We start from the raw sequence: 25,954 nt of genomic DNA, 5'->3' as shown, positions 1-25,954 counted from the left end.
TGCTGTCTGGTCTATTGTTATTTCTCTTTTCATTATCTTTCTTTACATTTTTGTCAGGTTCCGGACCTGGCAATATGCTCTTGCCGCTACATTGACTCCTTTCCATGATGTTCTTTTTATTCTGGGGATATTTTCTCTTTTCAAAGATATTTTACCTTTCAGCCTCGAAATTGATCAGGCATTCATCGCAGCCCTGCTGACTATTATTGGTTATTCCATAAACGATACGGTGGTGGTGTTCGACAGGATCAGGGAAAAACTTGGGCTTTTGAAACAAAGGCCTTACTTTGAAACTATTAATCTGGCCATCAATGAAACACTTAGCCGTACCTTACTAACCGCAGGTACTACTCTTTTGGTGGTTATCGTATTATTCCTGTTTGGTGGTGAGGTCATCCGCGGGTTTTCATTTGCCTTATTGATAGGTATTATTGTTGGAACTTATTCTTCCATTTTTGTTTCAACGCCTATTCTGATTGAGTTTAGCAAAAAAGAGCAGACAATTTTGAGGGAAGCTCAGGGACAGAAAAAGGCCTGAAAATGATGAAAAATACGGCTATTTATTTGTTTTTGTTATTTGGTTTTTCATGTGTAGCTCAGCAGCCATCAAAGAAACATGAGATAGCTGAAATTTCAACAAGGTTTGGAAAAATATTAATCTGGCTCTATCAGGAAACCCCTCAGCACAAGGAAAATTTTATCAAACTTGCCCGTGAGGGATATTTTGATTCGACAACTTTTCACAGGGTAATAAAAAACTTTGTGATTCAGGGAGGCGATCCCAATTCGAAAGACAACGATCCGTTGAATGACGGGCAAGGAGGCCCTGATTATACTATACCTGCTGAAATTCGTCCACAATTGAAACATGAATACGGGGCTGTGGGAGCTGCCCGCGAAGGCGACAACATCAATCCAGAACGCAGGTCGAGCGGGTCGCAGTTTTATATCGTCATCAACAAAAATGGTACACCCCACTTAAATGGTGGCTATACCGTGTTTGGAAAGGTTATATCCGGAATGGAGGTGGCAGAAAAAATTGCCGACCAGCCAAAGGGTCAAAACGACAGGCCGGTTGAAAACATTAGAATGAGCGTAAAAATTTTAACGGTATCAGAAAAATATCTTTTGAAAAAGTATAATTTTGCAGTGCCAAAATAAAGGCTTTGGGACGTTAGCTCAGTTGGTTCAGAGCGCTTGCTTGACAGGCAAGAGGTCACTGGTTCGAGCCCAGTACGCCCCACTTGATTTTATCCTTCCTGCTGCTTTTCATCATTTGACAAAATAATCCTTTTGGGTGAAATAAACCGGATTAAATAATCAGGATATTTTTCTTCTGTGCTTTTTCTTGCCTGAATATGTGATTCTGAATTATCTATGACAATTCTTTTTAGCGAGGAATGGTTGATCTTCTGCTCGAAAATCTATTATTTTGCCAACAGTCTCCTTTTTGTATATTTCCGGTATTGGCGATAGACAAACATTAAAAACAGCAGAACCAAAATAACCAAAACGACAATATCCACCACATGGCTGTATTCCATGACCAGATGCCAGCGTTGGCGAAGATAATATCCACACCAGGCCAGAAAGGCATTCCACATTCCTGCGCCAATCAGGGTCAGCAACATAAACCTGAAAAGATTCATTTTGGCAATCCCTGCTGGTATCGAAATCAGATGTCGCACCACAGGGATAAACCTGCTGATAAATACAGTCAGCTGGCCGTAACGGCTGAAAAACTTATTGGTAATTTCCAGCTCTTCGTGGTCAAGCAGAAGATATTTCCCAAATTTATTGATAAAAGGCTCTCCGCCATATCTGCCGATCAGGTAAGATAAATAAGAGCCTATCAGGCTCCCCAAAGTGCTGAATCCAATAACACCGGCAAAAGTAAAACGGCCTTCAGCGATCAGAAAACCGGCAAATGGCATGACTGCCTCGCTTGGAACCGGGAAAACCATACTTTCCATTGTCATTCCGATTAATATGGTAATATAACCCGTCTTATCGATAAAATCAGTTACATAGGTGGCAATAAACTCAGTGATTCCCATGGTATGCTTAATTTAGGGTAGCTTACAAAGATAATTTTGTGCCAGAAAACATAAATACTTGTGATTAATTATTCTTAATATTGCAGAAAAAAATACATGAAAACAGTTATTAAACTTGGCGCTGTTGTAATAATATTATTATATTCAGCACAGATAAAAAGCCAGTCATTCTTTATAAAAGGTCAGGCAGGGTATGGGCTTCCCACCCAAAAACAAATAATCGGGGTGTATTACGCTACTACCTACGATGAAAACATCTATGGGAGCTTTGGTGGAGGCATCAATATTTCTGCAGCCCTTGGCTATTTTACCAAAAGCCATATTGGTTTTGAAGCCTTGCTGGGATACAGTACGGGGCAGAAAGTTACTGTTCCGGGCATGTTAACAAAAGAATTCAGGGGATCACTTATCTCGGTAAGTCCTTCCATGATTTTCATAATGAATAATGAAAAAAAGGTGAACCCTTATCTGAAAGCAGGCTTTCTGACAGGTTTGCCTCTGATGAAATTAACAGTCGGTGGTACGGATGTCAAGCATTTCAGGGGAGGAATACCTTTTGGATATAACGGCAGCTTGGGAATAAGGATTAAAGTGTTAGAGCCCGTCAGCATTTTTGGTGAAATTTATCATGCTTCATTGGTTTGGTTTCCACGTAGCCGTAAAGAATCAGATGGAACAGTGGTGAAGTTTTATGATAAAATCGATTATCCGTACCCAAGCGGACAAGAGCCACTGCACCATACATTCCCTTACAACAGCACCGGAATCAATCTCGGTTTATTGCTGGAGATAAAGTAATCAGGCTTCGTCCTATTGCTCATGTTTCCTGTTTGAGGTCTGCCGGAAATTTCAGACCTTTGCAGTTTATTTAATAATTCTCTTAAAAATGAAAAGCCAGGAAATCCGTCAGAAATTCTTTGAATTTTTCCAGTCAAAAAATCATAAAATTGTTGCATCTGCCCCTATAGTTGTTAAAAATGATCCGACCCTGATGTTTACCAATGCAGGCATGAATCAATTCAAGGATTATTTTTTAGGAAACAAGACAGCAGAAAACAAGCGAATTGCCAATACACAAAAATGTCTGCGGGTATCCGGTAAACACAATGATCTTGAGGAAGTGGGGCACGATACCTATCATCATACCATGTTCGAAATGCTTGGCAACTGGAGTTTTGGCGATTATTTTAAAAAAGAAGCCATCGAATGGGCATGGGAGCTTCTCCACGATGTATATGGTATTGATGAAAACAGGCTGTATGCCACTTATTTTGGTGGAGACGAAAGCGAAAACCTCGATCCCGATAAGGAATCATACGAATTCTGGAAAAAAATACTGCCTGAAAACAGAATACTGGCTGGTTCAAAAAAAGATAATTTCTGGGAAATGGGTGAAACAGGCCCTTGCGGACCTTGCTCTGAAATCCACATTGACCTGAGAAATGATGAACAACGCAGGGAAATACCCGGAGAAAAACTTGTCAATACCGGGAATCCTGAAGTGATTGAAATATGGAACCTCGTTTTTATTCAGTTTAACAGACAGTCGGATAAAACTCTTATTCAACTTCCTGAAAAACATGTGGATACGGGAATGGGTTTTGAAAGACTCTGCATGGTCTTACAAGGGAAAAAATCAAATTATGATACAGATATTTTCCAGCCGGTCATCAGGGAAATTACAGAAATAACAGGTCTTCGTTATGGCATGGGTGGTTTGAGCGATGTGGCCATGCGTGTGGTTGCCGACCATCTCCGGGCAGTCGCTTTTGCCATTGCTGACGGCCAGCTTCCTTCCAACAACAAGGCCGGCTATGTTATCAGACGTATTCTCAGACGTGCTATCCGCTATGGTTTTTCTTATCTGAATCAAAAAGAGTCTTTTATATACAAACTTTTACCCACCTTGTCGGATGTACTTGGAAATCAGTTTCCGGAATTAAAGACCCAGCAGGAGTTTATTTCAAAAGTAATCAGGGAAGAAGAAGAAAACTTCCTTCGTACACTCGATACTGGGATTAAAATGCTGAATCAGGCCACCTCAAATGTTATTTCCTCCGGGAAAAAACAACTCGATGGAAAGACGGCCTTTATTCTTTATGATACCTATGGATTCCCTGTTGACCTCACTCAATTGATTTTAAAGGAGAAAAATCTGGATGTTGATCTTGAAGAATTTCAGCAGGAACTTGACAAACAAAAACAAAGGTCGAAGCAGGCAGGTATTATCGAACGTGACGACTGGCAGATGGTTTCTAAGGAAGATAGTGAAACGGTATTTGTGGGATATGATGAACTTGAATGTGATGTGAAAATCAACAGGTACAGAAAGATTAAAGTCAAAAATGAAGAAATATTTCAGCTGGTATTTGATAAAACCCCATTTTATGCTGAAAGCGGTGGACAGGTGGGTGACAGGGGGCAAATTGTTGATGATCATGAAGTTATAGAAATTATTGATACTCAAAAAGAAAACGATTTAATCGTTCATCTGGCAAAAAAACTTCCTGAACGGCTTCAATCCGTGTTCAGGGCAAAAGTCAATGAATCGGACAGAAGGGCAACCATGAAAAATCACTCTGCCACTCATCTGTTGCATCAGGCTTTGCGTAAGGTATTAGGCCCTCATGTTGAACAAAAAGGCTCCTATGTTGATCATGAAAGAACACGCTTTGACTTCTCACATTTTACTAAGGTAAGTCAACAGGAAATCTTTGAAATAGAGCAGTTTGTCAACGAAAGAATCATGGAAAACCTTTCCCTTTCGGAGGAACGTCAGATTGACTACCAAAAAGCAATTGAAAGAGGTGCGATAGCCTTGTTTGGTGAAAAATACGGAGATAAAGTCAGAATGATACAGTTTGGTCAATCTGTTGAACTCTGCGGAGGTACACACGTGAAAAACACAGGAGAAATTGGTTTTTTTAAAGTTGTTTCCGAAAGTGCCATTGCGGCAGGAATCCGGAGAGTAGAAGCCGTAACCGGGCTCAATGCCTTGAAATATATTCAAAATCAGGAGATTGCGTTGAAAAATGCTGCCGAAATTCTTCACACACCATCAGAAGAAATTCAATTTGCTATTGAAAGACTTTTGGATGAAAACAAAAGCCTGAAAAAAGAAAATGAAGGTTTACAGCAGGAAAAAATGAATCATCTTGCTGAGAGTTTAATGGAAAAAGCCGAGAAAATTAATCATATTTATCTGATTGTCAAGCAGATTGATATTGAAAATACTTCATTGATAAAAGATCTTGTTTTTGCAATCAATAAAAAGCTTAAGCCATCAGTGGTGGTAATTGGTTCACAGACAGCAGGAAAGGCCAATCTGTGGGTGATGCTGAGCGCTGAACTGATTGAAGAAAAAGGACTAAATGCTGTTGAGCTGATAAAATCCATCAGCAAAGAAATACAGGGTGGAGGCGGAGGTCAGCCATTTTTTGCAAGTGCAGGGGGCAAAAACCCTGAAGGTATTCAGAGAGCCATGCATGAAGCAAGAAAACACATTTTGGAGAAAATACAGCAGAAATCGTAAATAAGCTTATCTTTGCCCTGAAAATGAATAAAAACCTTAAAATACTGACTTTATTTCTACTGATCAGCCAGATGGTTTTTGCCCAGCAACCCCGTCCAAACCGGGTTGAGACTGTCAAATATCCCAACAGCCGTCAGAAAAAAGAAGAAAAAATATACAATAACAATAAAGTCGTTTCATGGAAGCAGTGGTATGAAGACGGAAAGCCAAAAATGGCTCAATACTTCAAAGATGGGAAAAAACACGGAACTTTTACGGAGTGGTATGCCAACGGCAATAAAAGATCCCAGATTACCTATTCAAACGATTCCATTATCGGTATTGAATATACCTGGTACGAGAATGGAAAAACGGAATTCGAAAAACACTATGAAGACAACCGATTGGTCAGGCTTATCAAATATGATCAACTCGGGCTGAAAATCTATCAGGAGGAATATCTGGTTGATAAAACCGTAAAAATTGAATATCAGTGGTTTATCAATAAACAGGTTAAGGAAGAAAAATACTACGAAAACAATACGCTGATGAAGCGAACGGAATATTACCCTACCGGAGGTAAACGTGTTGAAGAAAATTACAAGTTTGGAAAAATTGAAGGTCTTGCCTATGAGTGGTATGAAAACGGAGTAATCAAGGCAGAGAGAACCTATTCAGGAGGTAATATTATAAAACTTGTTAAGTACAACGAGCAGGGACAAAAAGAATCGGTCAATGTGTATGATGAGAAAAAGCCACCTGCAAAACCAAAATAATTAATTACATCTGAACAAAAATTCTTCTAACTTGTTTTACAGGAAAGCCTGAAAAATGAACAAAACTGTTTTTACAATTATTCTGTTGATTTTATCAATCATCAACACCTTTGCCCAGACCGGAAAAATTCAGGGCAGAATTTATGATGAAAAAAATAATGAGCCCTTACCTTTTGCCAATATTGTCATTTATGGAACCAATATCGGATCTACCTCCGACCTTGACGGAAAATTTATATTTACCGGTGTAAATCCTGGTTTTATCAGGCTGGCGGTTTCTTCAGTCGGTTATAAAATGGTAATCACAGAAGAAATTCAGGTCAGCAGTGCCAAAACCTCGGTCATTGATATTCCCATGCAGCAAACAGTTATTGAGACAGAGGAAATTAAAATCGAGGCTACCCCATTTAAAATAAAAAAAGAAAGTCCGGTAAGTCTTCGTACGTTGAGCATCAGCGAGATAGAAAAAAGTCCGGGAGGCAACCGCGATATTTCAAAAGTTATTCAATCTTTTCCGGGAGTAGCTTCAACACCGGCAAACCGAAATGATCTCATCGTCAGGGGAGGAGGAAGCAGTGAAAACAGGTTCTATCTGGATGGTATTGAAATACCGAATATTAATCACTTTGCCACTCAGGGTGCTTCAGGCGGTGCAACAGGGATAATAAACGTTGATTTTATCAGGGAAGTGGATTTATATACAGGCGCTTTTCCTGCTGTATATGGAAATGCCATGAGTTCTGTACTCGACATGAAACAAATTGACGGAAATTCTGAAAAACTCTCTTTTAAAGGATCAGTCGGAGCAACCGACCTTGCACTGACAGCCAACGGTCCCCTGTCAGATAATACCACCTTTATTGCTTCCGTACGCAGGTCATACCTTCAATTCCTTTTCGATGCTATCGGACTTCCATTTTTGCCAACCTATAATGATTATCAGCTGAAAGTCAAATCAAAAATCAGCAACAAAACGGAAGTAACCATTCTTAGCTTAGGAGCTTTGGACGTTTCAACCCTCAATACCGGACTGAAAAACCCGAATGAGTTCCAACGTTATATATTGGGCTACCTGCCCGTTAATAAACAATGGAGCTATACCATTGGCGCCAATTTTAAGCATTTCAGAGAAAAATCCTTTGAAAATTTTATCATCAGCCGAAACATGCTAAATAATGTCTCCTACAAATATTTCAACAATGATGAATCAAAAGCAGAAAATCTTTTGCTGAACTACAAATCTCAGGAAATGGAAAATAAGTTCAGGTATGAAAACACCTCAAGCCTGAAATCCTATAAAATAAAATTTGGGGCAGGTATTGAATTTGCCCGCTATAACAATGAAACTTCCCGGAAAGTGTTTGCTTTTGATAGCTTACTTACATTAAAATATTACTCGGCATTCGACCTGTTCAAATGGAATGTTTTTGGACAAATCACTAACTCTTATCTGGATGAAAGGCTGTCGCTTTCGCTCGGTGTGAGAATGGATGCCAACAGCTTTACCCCACAGATGTCGAATTTGCTGAATCAGTTTTCTCCAAGATTTTCAGCATCTTATGTTTTAACTGATAAAATTTCCCTGAATTTCAATACAGGAAGATATTTTCAACCCCCTGCCTACACCACCATGGGATACAGAAACAACAACAATGTTCTTGTCAACAAGGAAAATGGGCTTAAATACATCAGGTCTGATCATCTTGTCGCTGGATTTGAATTTCGTCCTTCAAAAACTGCACGGATGACAGTGGAAGGTTTTTATAAATTATACAGCAATTATCCGTTTTCGGTTACCGATTCCATCAGTATTGCCAGCAAAGGCGGTGATTTCGGAACCTTCGGAGACGAAGAAGTTGTTCCTACAGGCAAAGGACGAGCTTATGGATTCGAAGTGCTGATGCAGGAAAAAGAATGGAAAGGCATTAATTTTATTCTTTCCTATACCTTTGTCAGAAGTGAATTTCTGAATGGTGATGGAAAATATATCTCATCTGCCTGGGACAACAAACACCTGCTCAATATCACTGTCAGAAAAACATTTGGCAAAGGATGGGATGTTGGCTTTAAATGGCGCTTTGTTGGAGGAACTCCTTATACGCCTTATGATCTTGAGAAATCGAGCCTGATTGCCGCCTGGGATGCAAGCGGAAGGGGATATCTCGACTACTCCCGCTTTAATTCCTTGAGATTCAAGCCTTTTCATCAACTTGATATTCGCATCGACAAATCATTTTTCTTTAAAAAATGGTCTCTGACCTTATATACTGACGTTCAGAATGTGTATAACTTTCAGTCTGAAACACAGGAATTTTTACTGAACACAGATGAAAATGGCAATATTTTATATGATCCTAATGACCCCAAACGCTATCAGCTTCGAAGCATCAGGTCATTTTCGGGAACGGTATTGCCTTCTATTGGTATCATTGTAGAATTTTAAAACTCCATATATGAAAAAAAGCATTTTAACCCTGAGAAATAAAATAATTGCCACCTTGCTTGCTGTCCTGATAATCAGCCTGCTATCAACCTGTACAGGAACCAAAAAAAATCAGCAGGTAGAAATGATGCCTGAAATTATAACAACTTCCCTGCATACGACAGGTCCTCAGATTGAACTGAATTTTAAGAAAGGCAAATATCACAATCATCCGCTGATGGCTATTTGGATTGAAACAATGGATGGACAATATATTACCACTCTTTATGTAGCGAAATCAATTGCCAAAGGGGTTTTTGAACATGGAGACAAGAGCCGGAACTACTGGCAGCCGGGAGAGATAAGAAGACCTGCTGCTCTTCCTTACTGGTCTCACAAAAGAGGAGTTGTTGAAGCCGATGGCCTTTATATTCCAACAGCTAAAACACCTATGCCAGATGCAGTTACTTCAGCCACTCCCAAAGCCGATTTTGTTCTCATCAGTCAAACCGGAGAACTTCCCTCCTCAAAATTTCGCCTTTTGATGGAAATCAACCAGACCTGGGACTGGAATGAATACTGGACCAACAACAAGTATCCGGATGATGAAAATTACAAAACCTCTTGCCAACCATCCCTGATTTATGCAGCTGATATTGATCTTGATAACCTTCAGGCCTTGTATGAGTTAAAACCCATCGGACATGGACATTATTCTGGTCAAAACGGAGAATTGTATCCGGATCTCAGTACCCTGACCACTGCTTTGCACATTGCAGAAAAAGTTACGGCAGTAGTGAAAAAATAAACACGGGATGTTTTCTGAACTGGTTTTTTCCCCGGTCAGAGGATAAATATATTACGTCATGCTTAAATGATAGCGTGAATATTCACAAAATCTGATAAATTTCCTGGTACAAAATGTCGCTGCATCAGGAAGTAAATCCAATATTTCCCGACCTTTGTCATGAATGAAAAGGAAGCTATCCTATCTGAATCTCCATTTTTCAGTCATGTTATTTGGCTTTGCAGGGCTGTTTGGCAAATGGCTGAGCCTTCCGGCAATGGTGATTACATTTGGCAGGGTGCTTTTTGCAGCTGCTGCTCTTTCCCTCACTTTAGGTCTTAATAAGAAAAGTTTTAAGCTTTATGAAAATAAAGATTATGGCTTGTCAGCAATCCTTGGAATTTTACTGGCTTTTCACTGGTTTTCTTTTTTCAGAGCCGTTCAGCTTTCCACAGTCGGTATTGCCCTGCTATCCTATAGTACATTCCCACTGTTTACTTCCCTTTTTGAACCATTGTTTTTTAGGGAAAGGTTAAAAAAAACGTTCATTTTTCTTGCATTACTCGCAATTGCAGGCGTTTATCTGATGATACCTGAATTTAATCTGGCATATACTGAAACAAAAGGCGTGCTTTGGGGCATCCTCTCAGGACTGTCTTTTTCTTTTATTGCACTGGGAAACCGGAAACTCGTTCAGCAAAATTCCCCATGGCTGATTTCTTTGTATCTCGATGGTTTTGCATGTATCAGCCTTTTACCGTTATTATTCTTCATTCCTTTCAGTCTGAATTTTAAATCATTTATTCTGTTGTTCTTATTAGGAACCATTTTCACAGCTCTGGCACACACTTTATTTGTGCGCTCTCTGAAACATATTAAAGCCTCCTATGCAAGCCTGGCGGCAAGTATGGAGCCTGTTTACGGGATTTTGTTTGCTTTCCTTCTGCTGCATGAAATACCCTCATGGTCAACCTTGCTGGGCGGTAGCCTTATCCTGTCTGCTGTCGTATTAGCTTCAACTGCTAAAAGTTGAAAGTCAGATCGTTTTCTTACTCGTTTTTGATGTAAATTACAGCCTGAAAAATCACCTGAATTCATTGATTATTTGAACTTATGAAAGCGTTTATCCTTGTCATTCTGTTATCGTTTCTGTTTATTGAAGGAGGGGAAATGGTTTTAAGCCCTCATGAAAAATTTGAACGGAAACTTTGTGCTTTTTATGATGAATATGAAAGTCATTTTGGTATAAGGAATGAAAAACAAATGGCGGATGAACCTGCAGCCGCAGCCTGGCAAAACTTTCTGATGACTTTCGATCCGGAGTTAAACCGTGTACCGCTCGAAAGACTGGAAAATGCATTACAACAAATCAAATCATCCGGTTTTTACCGTTCAGGAAGCCAGTTGACATGGAATGAAATACCCTCAAATATGGGCGGAAGAGTAAGGGCTATGATGATAGATCCCAATGAAGGCAGCGGTAAAAAAATCTGGGCGGGCAGTGTTACTGGTGGTTTGTGGTATAATAACAATATAATTGACAGTAATTCAATGTGGTATGTAGCAGATGGATTTCAGGAAAATCTTTCTGTTAGTGCAATTTGTTACGATCCAAACCATCCCTCCACTTTTTACGTTGGAACGGGAGAGCCTTTTACAGCAAGGATCATTTACAGGGAATCATCCGGGCGTGGAAGCGGTATTTTTAAGAGTAGTGACGGAGGTAAAACATGGTTTAAACTCCCTTCAACAAAAGATTTTGCTTATATTTCAGATATCGTGGTGAGAAATGAAAACGGGAATTCAGTAGTGTATGCTGCCGTGGTCTCAGGATTTTATCAGGGACAAACACATCAAAGCCTGCCGGAGGATGGGCTTTATCGTTCGGAAGACGGAGGAGCAAGCTGGACACAGGTTTTGCCGGATATTAAAGGTGAGAAAGAACCTTATGCCGTTTCTGATATAGAGATTACAGCAGGAAACAGGCTGATTGCCGGCACAATGAAAAACATGAAGTCAAAGGGTGGAGCAGTGATTTTATGGTCGGATGCCGGAACTCCCGGTTCATGGACAGTCATAGATAGTTTTCAGAAAATGATAGAAGCTACACCGGAGCTGAATGTCCCGGGTCGGGTGATGCTGGCTGCTGCTCCTTCAAATGCCAATACGGTATATGCCCTGATTGGATCGGGCTATTTCACTCCTGAAGGTTTTAATTACAGCTATTGTAAACACATCCTCAGGTCGAATGATGGGGGCAAAAGCTGGCAACAAAAAAACCTTCCCAATGTCAGCGGAAATGGTTTTGCTACCATTGCCTGGCATGCCTTAACTGTGGAAGTTGACCCATTGAATGCCAATACAGTTTATATCGGAGGACTGGATGTTCACCGCTCTGTAAATGGCGGTAACTCATGGGTGAAAATGAGCGATTGGGCAAAAATGTACACCCTTGGCGGAGACGACTTTGTTCATGCAGATATTCATCAGTTTTTATACCTTGGTACGGGTGGAAAAATGCTTATCTCCACCGATGGAGGTATTTTTTATACAGAAGATGCCAATTCAACGACACCGGTCTTTTATCCAAGAAACAGGGGTTTTAACAGTCTTCAGTTTTATACCTGCGACATTCATCCGCAGAGAAATGAATATGCCGGAGGCCTTCAGGATAATGGCAGCCTTTGGTTTACAGGCAAGGCTTTCAGTCTGAGGGATATGATAAATGGCGGAGATGGAGCTTTTTGCTTCTTCGACAAAGATTATCCCGACATGCTGATCACATCTTTTTATTATAACCGCTATCAGTTTACCGACAATGGTCAGTTTTATGCCAATGCAGGTATTCAGTCAGGAACTTTTATCTCCCCTGCCGATTATGCCTCTGCCGATAATATTTTGATTGCCAATGCAGTAACCTTTGCAGGAGATAATATTGACAAACTCCTGACTATTGATGCCAATGATAACCCTCCCGTTTCTTTAATTATCAATGCAAACACAGGCTCTTCAGCAATATTCTCTGCTGTAAAGATTTGTCCGTCATATAAAGATGATAATCCGGATGTATTGGTTGGTACCCTGTCGGGAAGATTGTTTAAGATTGAAAAAATACTGACCTCGGCAAAAGCTAAGGAAATCGGGAGCCCTTCATTTCCAACAGCCAACATTTCCGGCATAGCTACCGGTACGACTGACGACACCATCCTGATAACCATTTCAAATTACGGAGTTTCATCTGTCTGGCTGACTTTCGATCAAGGAAAAACATGGAAAGCCATCGAAGGCAATCTCCCCGACATACCGGTCAGGTGGGGAATTCTTCACCCTAAAAACTCACTTCAGGCCATGCTCGCCACTGAAACAGGGATATGGACATGTGATAATATTTCAGCCGCTGCTCCGGAATGGATACTGCAAAGCAATACCATTCCAAACGTCAGGGTTGATATGCTTCAGGTAAGAAAATCAGACAATAAAGTAATTGCAGCCACACATGGCAGGGGATTATGGACTTGTGTATGGCCTGTGGAGGAAAGGCCTCTGAAAGCTTCATTTATTGCCAGTAAACAGCAAATCACTGCAGGCGATAGCTTATTGTTTACCGACATTTCAGAAGGAAATCCCATTAGCTGGCAATGGAACTTTGAGGGAGGCACTCCATCTCAGTGGACGGGAAAAACTCCTCCTTACATTCATTACCCCATACCGGGAAGTTTTTCAGTTTCTCTTGCCGTGGCTGACCAGCAGGGTAATTCTGATACTATGAATAAAACGGCCTTTATTGAAGTACTAAACTCTATAACGGAGCAAATTTCCCCAAAATCATTTGTTCTTTTTCCAAATCCCGCAAATAAAGAATTGACTATCAATACATCAAAAGGCATTTTTTCAGTCGAAATATTTGATTTGTACGGACGTTTGTGGCTTTCAGAGAAACTTCAAAACAAGGCACAAAATACAATTTCGACCGAATTACTTCCTGAAGGAACATTTCTCGTCAGAATCAACAGAGATAATCATTGTGTTATGAAGATCAATGTAATACATTAAATCATTGCCCGGGAAATATTTTAAGGACGTCTGCTTTACTGCCAAAAAATATGGTGAAAGAAATTGATATATGTCTTTACTACTTCCATTAAATCTTTTCCTACATTTGTTCGTGATTTGCAGATAGGTTGAAATATTTTTTTCGGATTTAAAATTTAAAAAAATAATGAGGCAGATACTGACAATAATTTTATTTCTTTCCGGACGAATATGTTTGGCGAATATGGCATCCCCTGTTTTGGAAGGAACCCGAACCGGTTCTGCTTTCTCCAGCCATGACATTGATATCCTCAAAGAAAAAATTTACCTGAAAATTGATAAGGACTTTAAGACAGCATTTTACAGGATAGAATACCTCATCAGAACTGACACTTCCGGCCAACAAATTCCAATGCTATTTATCGCTAAGGACTATAATGGCAATTTCAGCGTCTGGGTTGATAACCGGGAGATTAAAGTTCTTGATGTACCTTATGAATATAAGACGATCAGGCATACTCCTTTTGAAAAATTCTCAAATTCATTTAATCGATCATCCAGGGATGAAGAGGGGGAAACTGTGGAAATTTTCTGGCAGGAAAATTCAGGGACCATTTATTATCTGAATGATTTGAAATACTTTGAGATTGACCTGACAAAGGGGGAACATCAAATCAGGGTTGAGTACATGGCAAATGTCTGGACAGACAGGTCGGACTGGGTTAAGGAATATAGCTTTCGTTATTCTCTTTCACCAGCAAAATATTGGAAATCTTTTGACAATCTGGAAATAACCTTAGACGCATCGGACTTTACTTATCCGCTGACAACAAATCTCGGAAAGCCAAACAAAGGGCAGAATGATGGTATTTCTGTCTGGAATTTTTCAGAACTACCTGCAGACTTTTTTGAAGTTATTTACAAGCCCGGAATTAATGGTTTTGCAAAGGCAATGATTGCTGTCAGACCAATTGGAATGGCGCTCATTTTCTTTGTGCTGACTGCTTTTCTTCATCTCATTGGTATTAAAAAATACAGGAGAAAAGAGCCGGCAAAAAAACATTCAAGGATTGTCATTACCGGCAGTATTATTCTTCCGTTTATAGTTTTGTTGATTTACATGTTCTCATTCAATATCATTGACCTGATTATTGGTGATGCAGCCTCGAATTATCATGGCTATTATTTTCTGGCAATCATTTTATATCCTTTTGTAATGCCTGTGTATTGGATAATTATGTGGTTGGCTGACAAAAGAATTAAAGGACGAATAATCAATAATTCTTAAACGGTAACCTGCATCCGGGAGGTTGAAATACAATTTTATAAACAATGCCCGCAAATTATTTCGTGAGCTGGTTTTTTTATCTTGAATATTTTTCGACTTCGGCTCTGGCAGGCTGAAAACCTTTGGCAGCTGAAGCTTTCAGGTCGTTATATCCTTCCGTCTTTTTACCCATAGCTATGCTAATCATACCTTTCCAGTACAACACTTCAGGATGTTGACTGCCTAGTTGCCAGGCCTGAATAATATTGTTCCATGCCTGATTAAAATCGTTTTGCCTGTAATGGGCGATGGCTTTGTTGAGGTAAGCAGGGAGAAAATTTCTTTTCAGGCTGATGGCTTTATCATAATCAGTAAGAGCCTGACTGTAATTTCCACTTTCATCATAGGCATTGGCACGTAAGACATAAATGAGCGGATCATCCGGCTTTAGCCTGATATACGCTGAAAAATCAGCAATGGCTCCCTGATAGTCTTTTATTTCAATCCTTTCAACCCCCCTGTTCATCAGGGCTTCAATGTATCCCGGGTTCAGGCTGAGGGCATTTGTATAATACCGGATGGCAGCGTTTTTATTTCCGAGTTTGCTGTGTGCATAGGCGAGATTGTAATAGGCCTGAGGTGATTTCTGATAAATAGCAACTGATTTTTCCAAATCTTTCACTGCTGCCTTAAAATCTTTCATCATAAGTCTGACATGTCCTCTTTCGCCCCATGCAGAGGCATTTTCAGGATTCAGCACAATTGAGCTGTCAAGGTCTTTTAAGGCTTCTTCGAGGCGGTTCAGTTTGATATAGGTGAGTCCTCGCTGATAAAAAATCTCAGGGTCGGATGGCGTTTTTTTCATGGCGAAATTAAGTGTTTGAAGCGAAGCGTCATAGTCGCCCCTGAGCCTGAGCCAATAAGCCCTGACAATCAGATTGTAATCCCCTTCTTTTGAAAACTTGTCATTCATTTTCATCTTCTGACCCGGGGGTATGTTGACAAATTCCGGTATATTGACAGCCCGCTTGTCAGGAACAAGATTTTCAATCATCACAGGCTTACTGGCATGTCCGTTTTCGTCAATATGGGAAAGAAACAAACGGGTATAAGGCCCGAGTACTTTGGAAGAAAATACGATCCATTTCCCGTCAGGCGACCACGAATGCCATGAATTCATCTGATTGGTGTTGCATTCCAGTTCACGTACCCAGCCACCTTCAACCGGCATAATGTATAAACGGCTGTCGGGTTGCAGGAGCATAAAACTTTTTGCTTTGTTGAAAATCAACCATTTACCATCAGGAGAAACCTTAGCGAAATAATTACTCATTCCATTTTCTGAAGCACCTTTGACAGGCTCTGCTTTCCCACCTTTGCCTTCATTAAAGGGAATTTTATACAGATCGAACACCACCAGACGCTTATATTCAAAACATCTGTTGAGGAAATCATTGAATTTAACCGAATCAGCAATGGCAGTTCCCCTCAGAATGCCTGATTCTTCAGGTGACACAGCAGTTCCCCGTGTGAAATAAATGTATTTTCCATCGGGCGACCAGGAAGGATTGCTCTGAATAAAATCAGGATTGTCTGCACCGGGAAGTGCCCAATATTTTTTCGTTTGACGATCATACACCACCAATATACCCCTGATGGGAAAGAAAAAGTTGGAATAATACAGATCTGGTTTGGGGACAAATATTTCGTGGTCTTTCAGGGTGCTGACGACAAAACGTCCGTCTGGTGAAACCTGAGAAAGAAGCCCGTAAGTAAATTCTCCATTCTGAAAGTCGCTCCAATAATTGAATTTTTCAGGGGAAAAATCAATTTCCTCTTTGACATCAGCAGTAATATAAGCCGATTTAATTCCCAGGGCATCCACATCCATCCCGAAATATTTGCCATTTGGGGAAAAGGAATGGCAATTGGCACAAACAGGCAGGTTTTCCATCACCACAGGTGCCAGTTCATCAGAGCTGACATCCTGTAATCTCCATTTTATTGAATCCACATGAGCTCTTGCAAAGGCAAAAGGTAAAGGTATGTCGCGGTAAAATACCGGAGCTCCGACAGGGTCAGGAGAAATGCCAATGTTAATCTGAGCCGCTGAAGTGATATTTTTTTTATCATCTACTCCTATTATGCAGATTTTCAAATATTTACCCTTGAATTCTTTTTTTATCCTTTCCCAGAAACCCCTTTCAGGTTTCCATTTTTTTGTCCCGGATGAAAAACAATAGTGTTGGTTCTTGTCATAAAATGAAATGATCCACGAAACTGACTTTGCACTATCTTCCTCCCAGATGAACCCGGGACAGGCAAAATCTGAAGGGAATAAACTGCTGTCGAAAGGATAGATGATTTTGAGATAGGCATAAACAGGATGTTCCTGCCATGAATTAAATATCTTTTCTGCATCATTCGACTGACAGGCCTGCATCAGCCATAGTGTTACAAAAAGGCTCAGCAAGCATCCAAAGTGTAAATGTTTATTTTTCATCATTCCTGATTTTTTTAATAGCTATACCATCTATTTCAAATGTCAGATCTGGTCTGCATATATCATTAAAAATCAATAAACTGTTAGGGGCGTTAATCTTGAGTTCCCTGATGATACGATGGAAAATTTCAGCATCTTCAGGGTTTTTCAGATAACAATATGCAAGGCAAAAATCCTGAAAATCCATTTTTGACTGATGAAGAATGGCTGATACATTCTCGAAAGTGGTTTTAATCTGCATGGCCGTATCACCCGGGAATAAGGTTTCTCCGTTTATCCCGATGCTGGCTGTTCCGGATAACTGAAGTTCCCTGTAGTCGTGGGTTTCTATCAGTATGGCACGTGAAAAAGCAGGCTGAAACATATAATTTTTTCCATCAGGTTCTTTCTGAAAGGGATTAAAAATCCTTGAAATCCTGATGTTTTCATTATTACGTTTAATAAACCACGCTTCCACATTCAGGCTATCTTCTATCCCGTTTTTACCAACACAGGTGCTCGAAGGTAAATGATCCGACTGTGCGGATAAATCGATTCCAAGTGCCTGATAACATTGGTTTCGGTTTTGATTAAATTCTGTGTAATTAAAACCGATTTTATCAAGATAAAACCAGGTGCGAATCAGGTCTTTCTCTTTAAAACCAAATTCAGAAGCTGCCTTAGTCAGATTGTAAAATGAAGCAGTAAAGCCTGTGCCTGATTCTCGTTTATTTGAAGATGTCAGGTACAAACGCTCCGTATCTTTTGTCTTAAGGTATGTTCCTTCAATTTTTCCTGATTTTTTATCATTTATATATTTCAGACTCACCGAACCGGATAACGACCGAATTGCAACGATTGAACAGCAGGAGTTGTCAAATCTTACTCCCCGTTTTGAATAAATATAACTGGTCGGATAAGGATTAATCAGCTGATTATCAATATATTTTTTCTTGATTTCAGATAAAAGGGACATTATTGATTCTGTCCCAAACACTTTTTCAGAAAGGATGTAGCTGTTTTTTTCATGCAGGTTCTGAATGCAGCCTGAATAGATACTTTCTGCCAATGCAAGGTCATTGAATTCCGAAAGGTCAACTTTGATCCAAATAAGTTCGTAGTCATCAAAAGAAGTAACCTTTGTGGATATAAATCTTTGCATAATGAGGCATTAGTAAGCTCATCAAAGTTAAGGTTTTTCATTGAGAATACAGAGCTTTTGTCCTGTTTTGCCGAAATCTTAATGAATGAGTGATCGGAGACTTAAGCGACTGTTAAAATCTTGCTCCGGCACCAATGAGTAGTTGTTTATCAAAACCTCCGCTTCCTGCAAAACTTTTCTGAACAAAACGTTTCGACAGCAAGCCAGCAGCTTCAATAAAAAAATCCTGGTTAAAGTAATAACGAGCACCTGCTTCAATACCGGCTGAAAAGCAGGAAAATCCATTTGTTTTTTTCATTTCAATCTCAAGCTCTTCGAGGTAATCTTTGGCTATATTGCCTGAAAAACTGTGGTATGCAAGCTGAATTCCGCCAAAAATACGGGTATAATTCCCGGAATAATATCTGGCTCCAGCTCCGACCGACCATTCATTTACTTTTGTAAAAATAGCTGAACTGACGACTTTTTCCGAATTACTATCCAGTGGGTTGGAGAGGTAGTGAAATCCGGCTTTCGCCTGTGCCAGGCCATTGGATTTGAAACCCGAAATGCGCACTTGCAGGTTTTTATTGAGATCATAGCCTGCTGAAAGGCTGTAAACTGAAAACCAGTCAAAACGGAAAGAGTCGGGGGAAGAAAACCAGTATTTTTCACCATAACGGATTTTGATAAATGAATCGGCAAGCTGAGGTATGTTGCTGAATCCGTCCAATCCACCTCCGTCAAAAGCAGAAGCTCCGTCTGAAGAAAAATAAGCCCTGCCGGCATGAGCTGAAATCTCATACCTGGTTTGAAGATTGACCTGCTTCAGTCGCTCTGTCAGTAAGGCAGTACTCTCCGGTTCGATGACCGGAAAAGGCAACATGCTTTCACGTTTTTTTCCGCAGTTGCATTCGCCAAAACGAAACTCCAATGCGGTATTCTCATCAAGATTTACCTGTAGTCTGCCATAAGCAAAGGAACCAATATCCGACAGATTCGTTCCCAGAAATGCATTGATTCTTTCAAGGGCGGAATATCTTTCTGTCGGAAAAGGACTTTCAAGGCAAATCATCTGCTTATCTGAGGCCAGCATTTTATAAAAACTTAATAATGCCTTTTCGCTATACAAAACGATTCCCTTAATGATGAAGTCGTTAAAAAACTGAGAATCAAACACAAGCGGAACATATTGTGGCAGTTCTATGCTTAAATCCTTATGATACTTTTTAAAAAATTCTTCCAGCTTTTGACTGAGTTGCAGGTAAGAAACATCAGGCATTTTTGTCAGCTCACAACAGTCGAATGAATACCGGCTTTCCCTGAAACGGAAGACATCCGATATGAATTTAAACAAGTTAATGTATTCCGTCTGATAGGCAGATACAAAACTATATACAGGTTTAAGTTCCTGAATATCAGTAAATCTGGTAATATTTTGGAGGTAATAGGCCATGTTTTCATACATCAGCAACAGGGTTTCATTTAGCTCTTTATCACTTCCGGCAACCCAGAGGCGGGGTTCAAAATTTTTCATTCCATCGAGATAAGAAAGCGGCTGGGCAACAAAAACGGGTAAAGCTACCGAATCGAGCAAATTACGTAAAAAGGTAAAATTTCCGTATGCTTTTGTGATTTCGGTCTGATACAGGTAATTTCTTAAGGCGGGTTTCATATCTTCACGTAAAATGCAAGGCAGACAATCATTTTTTGGGCCGAGCATCGCCTGATTCCTCACTGTATATTCAGCAAACCTGACCTTGCTGAAGGTTGGCGTTCTGACATTGTCGCTGATAGCACTCAGCCCAACTACAGCAGGAAGGCACTGTGGCTTACGGTCGAGGTCTTCGGGTCGTATAAACACTTTTCCCTCTTTTCCCATCCGGTCGAGAAGGCGTAAATAACTATCGGTGTGTTTCAGAAAATCATCTTCAGGCTTCTGATGTAAAACAGCAATGTACATATCCCTGAAGAGTTTTGATAAAATTTTGTTTTTCAATGCTTTGCCTTCGAGTCCGGCAGAACAGATCCATAGAGCTGCCTGTATCATTATATTCTTTTCCAGACGAGGGTCATTGTTGAAATGAGTAATGACTTTTCCGGCTGTAAAAAGCTTCTCATAGCCATCTGCCAGCATCTTTGCCTGAGATAACAAAAATCTGGAAGCAATAGTGGGTTGATGTTGTAAATCAATTTTATAGCCTAAAAGTTCAAAAGTGCCGGGTTTGGTCGGAATAAAATCAAGGGAGATTAGCCGTGAACCTGTAAATTTTTCAGGGATATAATTCCCGTAAAGGCTTATTGAATCATTAAAGTCAGTTTTATCTGTGAGCCTGTATTTTTCAATATCCTGTCGGGTAAACTGCAGGCCTTTTTCAGGAAAGGGTCTGTCGGAAAAAACTGTAAAACCATTAAGGTTAATCAGCTTTCGCTCTGAAGGCTGAAGGTTGAAGGATAATCCGTACGGGACAATAACTGCCTGTCCGCCCGGCAAATCCGGTAAATAAAAGGGCTGAATACTGATGTATAATTCTGTTGTTCCTGCATTGATAAATTCAGCTTCCAGAATTTCTCCGCATATTTTTCCTGTGGTTCGTATGCTGATGTCTGGGCTTTGGGAAGAAACTAAAAATGTAATAGCACTGAAAAACAGTAAAATTATTGCTTTTTTCATTTGTCAATTAATTAGGTAAAATGTTTTTCCTGATGCAGTTTTCCAGAATTCCTGCAAATTTCAGATTAGCTTCAGGAGTAAAATGGCTTGGGTCGGTAAAATCGGTTGCTTTCCAGCCGGCATTCAATACATCAGATGCAAAAATTACCTTCATCGAGTCGGCAACTTCTTTTCCGACTTCATTGTATTTGTCGAGCAATGGAATCAATTCATTATCTTTTACATATGGAATCCACCATTTCAATCCCCCTCCCTTAACTGCTTCCGGGTGTAAGACCTGAGGTACTAAAACAATTTCTGCACCAATAAACTTAAGCTGATTGACCAGTGAACAGAGGTTCCTGCGATAAAGTCCAAGCATATATTGATCATTTGCAATGCTATGTTCCTCTTCAATATGGACTTTTTGAAAATTGAAATAGGGGTAATAACCAATCTTTTGTAACAAAAGAATGCTGACCCGAATAAGAGCAAAGCGTGGCAATTTGTTGAACTGGTGAAACCCAAGTACCGCTTCAAGATTATAGGGGTGAAAATCGGTATAATCGCTCCGTACATTTTTTATGAAACAGTTTCTGAGGTCGTTTAAACCGCAAAGAAGAATTACTGCATCCGGATGATAATCCGGTACTATCAGAAAAGATTGGGCAAGATGTTCAACAGTGGAATGACCTGACACTCCGAAATTCAGTACTTCAGCTTTTGGTTCCAGTAAGCTGTCGAGGTAATATGGCCATGTCTGATGATCGCTGACTCCTGTCCCGTATGTTGTGGAGCCCCCAATGGCAATTATCCGGAATTTATTTTTGCCCTTTTTGAATTCCTTATTTCTGAATCCCAATGAATTATGAGTATAGGTGATCCCCCTGATATGCAGGCAGGCACCAGGAATCGGCTCGCTGACCATATATGGATTGGGCTTGAATAATTCAGCATTGGGGTTGTGCAATTCTGTGAAAAGCCAGTATCCGGTATTGATTTTTAACGCAATCAGCGACAAAGCTTCGAGCAGAATCAGGGAAAAACTGATAAGAACCAAATAAAGCAATAATTTTCTGACTTTTCTTTTCCTGAATATAATGAATAGAAACAGAAGGATAAACCAACCGGTGATAATCCAAAAATATATTTTCAGCATGAAATTCAACAGATAATGATACTGCAAAGGTAAGTTATCGCTTCCTCAGAAGATGAGATGTGGGGAGATTAAAATTTTTAAAGCAGATAAATTTTGTAAAAATATTTTGGAGAAGGTTCTGATTATTCTTAGCTAAACCATTCATCATTTAATGGACTAAATAGATTTTTAATAAAATGAGGTCGAATCATGTTATTTACTTAATGACAAAGTGAGTTCCTTGGTTTTGCAAAAAGATCAGGAATGGAGAGAGATGTAACAACTTGATTTTCTATGAGATAGAAAATCAGTGATTCGTTAAAGGTCAAGTTAGATGTTAAGGAGCATAAAAAACTCAGATAAAATCAAAATTAATTTTGCAATTGAAAAAATAGTCCGGATATTTGCACCCCCAAATAAAACATTTTATGTACGCAATAGTTGACATTGTAGGCCAGCAATTTAAGGTTCAGGAAAATCAGTCTTTGTATATTCATCGTATTGAAGGCAATAAAGGTGATGTGGTGGAGTTTGATAAAGTATTGCTGAGAGAAAATAATGGGAAAGTAGAAGTAGGTAGTCCCGTCATAGAAGGTGCAAAAGTTACGGCATCAATTGTTGAACATCTGAAAGGAGATAAGGTAATCGTTTTCAAGAAGAAAAAGCATAAGGGTTACCGGGTAAAAAGAGGACACCGTCAGTATCTGACAAAAATTTTAATCACAAACATTAAAAACTAAGCAAAATGGCTCATAAAAAAGGTGCGGGTAGTTCACAAAACGGACGCGAATCACACAGCAAGAGATTAGGCGTTAAATTATATGGCGGACAGTTTGCCAGAGCAGGAAACATTTTGGTCAGGCAACGCGGGACAGTACATCACCCCGGTGAAAATGTCGGAATCGGAAAAGACCATACCTTGTTTGCAAAGATTGACGGCATGGTGAAGTTCAGGAAGAAAAGGAACGACAAATCCTACGTTTCTGTTGAGCCGCTCACGACTGAAAACAACTAAGGAAAATACATATAAACCTGTCAGGCTGTCTTGAATAAAGACAGCCTTTTATTATCTGTGAAGGTAAAGGTAAAAAACAGCTATCGAAATCAGAAATGATAAAAAAGTGGTCAGCAGACCAGACTTGAGGAACTCATTGAATCTGATTTTAATACCATAGGAAGATGCACTTTCGGCAACGATAAGATTGGCCATGGCACCAATGAGAGTGGCATTACCAGCAAGGGTAGCAGCAGAAGCCAGACAGAGCCACAACAGTTCGCTCTGGTGTTGATTCATTACAGGAAGCATCAGTACGGTATATGGAACATTACTGACAATCTGCGACATAAAAAGACTGGTCAGATGAATGATACCTATGCTTTTCAAGTCTTCATGAAGTATGGGAGAAGAAATAAGTTCTCGTGTAATGCCCGTTTTTTCAATACCCTCCACCACAATAAACAGGGAAGCAAAGAAGAGCAGCAGCACCCAGTCAACTTTTTGAATAACCTTTGATGGCTTTATTTTTCCAAATATCAGTATCAGGGAAGCTCCGGTCAGGGAAATCAGGGGAATGCTGATTGAAAATAATTTGCCGAGAAAGAAAAAAATGATCACCAGCAGGAATACCGGAACCGATAACTTCATAGAGGAGTAATTAAAGGAAAATTCATCATGGTTGGTTATCAGTTTCTTTTTAGTCGTAAATTCTTTTTTATAAACCCACCTGACAACAAAAACAATCATGATCATACCCATCAGCGAAACAGGTAGTAGCTGAAATAAAAATCTGGAATAGGAAATACCGGAATTAATACCAATCAGCATATTTTGCGGATTACCGGTGATGGTCATGGCTGAACCGATGTTGGACGAGAGAATTTCAGCCATCAGAAAAGGAAGAGGATTGAGCTGAGATTGCTGACAGATAATGATAATAACAGGCGTAAAAATCAGGACAACAGCATCATTGACCAGAAAAGCACTTGAAATGCCTGTAACAAAAACGATAAACACAAGCAAACGTCTTTGATTCCGGGAGTAGGTAATGGTTTTGGTGGCGATCAGGGAGAAAAAACCGTCCAGTTGAAGGGTAGCAATAATAATCATCATGCCGAGCAGAAGCAGGATTGTATTGAAATCGATAGCATGAATAGCTTCATCGATACTGAGGATGCCGAAAAGAACCATCGCAACAGCACCGAAGAAGGCTGCTGAAGGCCTGTCAACATTGATCCACGGAAGTCGGGTGAAAATAATACCGGTGTAGGTGATAATAAAAATAACGAGGGAGATGTTTTGATCATTAAGCAGATGGGAAAAATCAGGCATGGGTAATTATTCTTCCGGTTGAATTATTTTTATGGTAATCTCATTTATTTTTTTCTCATCAGATGCAGTTATGGTCATTTCAAGATTTTTAAAACTAACTTTTTGCCCTGTGGACGGAATGTTACCGAGAATTTCGACAATCAGTCCACCGATAGATTCCACCTCTGCTGAATATGTATCGAAGAAATCTTCTTCCAGATTTAGCGCTTTAACAGTATCTGTCAGAGAAGTAGAAGCGTAAAGCTGAAAAGTATTTTCATCAATTTTTCTGATAAAAGGAAGTTGGGTTTCGTCAAACTCATCCGTTATTTCACCCACAATTTCTTCTAAAACGTCTTCAAGGGTAGCAATTCCTGAAAATCCGCCAAATTCATCAAAAACAACAGCCATGTGAACTTTTTTTGTCTGAAAATCGTGTAACAGATCGTCAATTTTTTTGGTTTCCGGAACAAAATATGCAGGCCGAATCAGCTTATGCCAGTTGAATTTTGCAGTTTTATCAAGATAAGGAAGAAGATCCTTGATATAAAGAATGCCTGAAATATTGTCCGGATTAAGATCATACACAGGAACCCTTGAAAATTTATTGTTTTTAATTTCCGTTAAAAGTTCAAGGAAGTCCATGTTTTTTTCAACGGCAACCACATTCATACGTGGGGTCATGATTTGTTTGACAGACACATTGCCGAAAGTAACTATCCTTTTCAGTATGTTTTTTTCTTCGGCAGACTGCTCTTTATTACCGGTGAGTTCAATGGCATGCCTGAGCTCTTCTGCAGAAAAACCAATGTTTTTACGCTTGATTCTTTCATCAATTATTTTTGTTCCTGAGATCATCAGAAAAGTAAACGGGCTAAAAAGTTTAAACAAGAAGGATATTGGAATTGCCACCAACTTTGAAAAGGAATAATTTTTTTGAGTTGCCAGAATTTTCGGGAATAACTCTCCGAAAATAACCAGTAAAAGTGTGATAAAAACCACTTCAAATAAAAAAGACAGAAGGGGTGAATTGCTTATCCTGTAATAATGATTAAAGGAAAGAGTAAACAATACCACAATCGAAATATTGACCAGATTGTTAAACAGGAGGATGGTTCCGATCAGTTTTTTCGGCTCATGTATGAGTTTGGAAATAAGTTTATCATGGTAATGTTTTGACTGTTCAATCAGATGTTTTTGTTTAGGTGAAATACTGAAAAAGGCAGCTTCGGAGCCGGAAGCTAAAGCCGACAATAATAAAAGAATAAGGAGACAAGCAGCCACCAGATAATAATTCAGGTCGATTTCATTTTTAACCTGAATAATTTGCAGCAAATTGAAATAAACAGAGATTATCTCCGAAAGAATCATATATTATTT

Annotated in this window: 19 protein-coding genes and 1 tRNA gene; 13 read left to right on the top strand and 7 right to left on the bottom strand. The window is 39.6% G+C overall.

The window, feature by feature from the left end; all coding sequences use genetic code 11:
* The 3 genes from secF to GX437_01775 form a co-directional block, all read left to right on the top strand.
* On the top strand, positions 1-538 hold a 538-nt coding region (gene secF, locus GX437_01785), incomplete at its 5' end, for a protein translocase subunit SecF (GenBank protein NLJ06379.1).
* Between the two features lie 5 nt (positions 539-543).
* Positions 544-1,161: a peptidylprolyl isomerase gene (locus GX437_01780; protein NLJ06378.1), complete on the top strand. Its 618-nt coding sequence runs from the start codon at positions 544-546 to the stop codon at positions 1,159-1,161.
* Positions 1,162-1,168: 7 nt separating this feature from the next.
* A tRNA-Val gene (locus GX437_01775) sits at positions 1,169-1,243 on the top strand.
* Positions 1,244-1,427: 184 nt separating this feature from the next.
* Here GX437_01775 and GX437_01770 read toward each other — a convergent pair.
* Complete coding sequence (locus GX437_01770; GenBank protein NLJ06377.1) at positions 1,428-2,057, bottom strand: DedA family protein; 630 nt, start codon at positions 2,055-2,057, stop codon at positions 1,428-1,430.
* Positions 2,058-2,153: 96 nt separating this feature from the next.
* On the opposite strand from GX437_01770, the gene GX437_01765 reads away from it, so the two are divergent.
* The 8 genes from GX437_01765 to GX437_01730 all read left to right on the top strand — a co-directional run bounded on the left by GX437_01765 (position 2,154) and on the right by GX437_01730 (position 14,873).
* Positions 2,154-2,855, top strand: a complete 702-nt coding sequence (locus GX437_01765; protein NLJ06376.1) for a porin family protein — start codon at positions 2,154-2,156, stop codon at positions 2,853-2,855.
* 88 nt (positions 2,856-2,943) lie between these two features.
* Positions 2,944-5,589: an alanine--tRNA ligase gene (gene alaS / locus GX437_01760; protein ID NLJ06375.1), complete on the top strand. Its 2,646-nt coding sequence runs from the start codon at positions 2,944-2,946 to the stop codon at positions 5,587-5,589.
* A gap of 23 nt (positions 5,590-5,612) precedes the next feature.
* Positions 5,613-6,344: a hypothetical protein gene (locus tag GX437_01755; protein NLJ06374.1), complete on the top strand. Its 732-nt coding sequence runs from the start codon at positions 5,613-5,615 to the stop codon at positions 6,342-6,344.
* 55 nt (positions 6,345-6,399) lie between these two features.
* A complete protein-coding gene (locus tag GX437_01750) occupies positions 6,400-8,787 on the top strand; it encodes a TonB-dependent receptor (GenBank protein ID NLJ06373.1) in 2,388 nt (795 codons plus the stop codon).
* Positions 8,788-8,797: 10 nt separating this feature from the next.
* Positions 8,798-9,574 (top strand): hypothetical protein, encoded by a 777-nt coding sequence (locus tag GX437_01745; protein NLJ06372.1) that lies wholly within the window; start codon positions 8,798-8,800, stop codon positions 9,572-9,574.
* Between the two features lie 163 nt (positions 9,575-9,737).
* Positions 9,738-10,586, top strand: coding sequence for an EamA family transporter (locus tag GX437_01740; protein NLJ06371.1), 849 nt, complete (start codon positions 9,738-9,740; stop codon positions 10,584-10,586).
* Between the two features lie 80 nt (positions 10,587-10,666).
* A complete protein-coding gene (locus tag GX437_01735) occupies positions 10,667-13,606 on the top strand; it encodes a PKD domain-containing protein (protein NLJ06370.1) in 2,940 nt (979 codons plus the stop codon).
* Between the two features lie 166 nt (positions 13,607-13,772).
* A complete protein-coding gene (locus GX437_01730; protein ID NLJ06369.1) occupies positions 13,773-14,873 on the top strand; it encodes a hypothetical protein in 1,101 nt (366 codons plus the stop codon).
* A gap of 76 nt (positions 14,874-14,949) precedes the next feature.
* Here the strand turns inward: GX437_01730 and GX437_01725 are convergent, their stop codons facing one another.
* The 4 genes from GX437_01725 to GX437_01710 all read right to left on the bottom strand — a co-directional run bounded on the left by GX437_01725 (position 14,950) and on the right by GX437_01710 (position 22,287).
* Positions 14,950-17,358, bottom strand: coding sequence for a tetratricopeptide repeat protein (locus tag GX437_01725; GenBank protein ID NLJ06368.1), 2,409 nt, complete (start codon positions 17,356-17,358; stop codon positions 14,950-14,952).
* Positions 17,345-18,496, bottom strand: a complete 1,152-nt coding sequence (locus GX437_01720) for a hypothetical protein (protein NLJ06367.1) — start codon at positions 18,494-18,496, stop codon at positions 17,345-17,347. Before GX437_01720 ends, GX437_01725 begins: the two co-directional genes overlap by 14 nt.
* A gap of 112 nt (positions 18,497-18,608) precedes the next feature.
* A complete protein-coding gene (locus GX437_01715) occupies positions 18,609-21,149 on the bottom strand; it encodes a porin family protein (GenBank protein NLJ06366.1) in 2,541 nt (846 codons plus the stop codon).
* 7 nt (positions 21,150-21,156) lie between these two features.
* Positions 21,157-22,287 (bottom strand): SGNH/GDSL hydrolase family protein, encoded by a 1,131-nt coding sequence (locus GX437_01710; GenBank protein ID NLJ06365.1) that lies wholly within the window; start codon positions 22,285-22,287, stop codon positions 21,157-21,159.
* Positions 22,288-22,694: 407 nt separating this feature from the next.
* Here GX437_01710 and rplU point away from each other — a divergent pair, with 407 nt between their 5' ends.
* Both rplU and rpmA read left to right on the top strand, forming a co-directional pair.
* The gene (gene rplU / locus GX437_01705) at positions 22,695-23,006 is read left to right on the top strand and encodes a 50S ribosomal protein L21 (GenBank protein NLJ06364.1); all 312 of its coding nucleotides are present in this window, start codon (positions 22,695-22,697) and stop codon (positions 23,004-23,006) included.
* A 5-nt stretch (positions 23,007-23,011) separates the two neighbouring features.
* A complete protein-coding gene (gene rpmA / locus GX437_01700) occupies positions 23,012-23,281 on the top strand; it encodes a 50S ribosomal protein L27 (protein NLJ06363.1) in 270 nt (89 codons plus the stop codon).
* Positions 23,282-23,332: 51 nt separating this feature from the next.
* Here the strand turns inward: rpmA and GX437_01695 are convergent, their stop codons facing one another.
* Positions 23,333-24,595: an anion transporter gene (locus GX437_01695; GenBank protein NLJ06362.1), complete on the bottom strand. Its 1,263-nt coding sequence runs from the start codon at positions 24,593-24,595 to the stop codon at positions 23,333-23,335.
* Between the two features lie 6 nt (positions 24,596-24,601).
* The gene (gene gldE / locus GX437_01690; GenBank protein ID NLJ06361.1) at positions 24,602-25,945 is read right to left on the bottom strand and encodes a gliding motility-associated protein GldE; all 1,344 of its coding nucleotides are present in this window, start codon (positions 25,943-25,945) and stop codon (positions 24,602-24,604) included.
* Positions 25,946-25,954 lie beyond the last annotated feature (9 nt).

The sequence above is a fragment of the Sphingobacteriales bacterium genome (assembly GCA_012517435.1).
Classification (GTDB): Bacteria; Bacteroidota; Bacteroidia; order CAILMK01; family JAAYUY01; genus JAAYUY01.
Note: the sequence above shows the minus strand (reverse complement) of the source record. Positions and strands in the feature narration are given on the sequence as shown.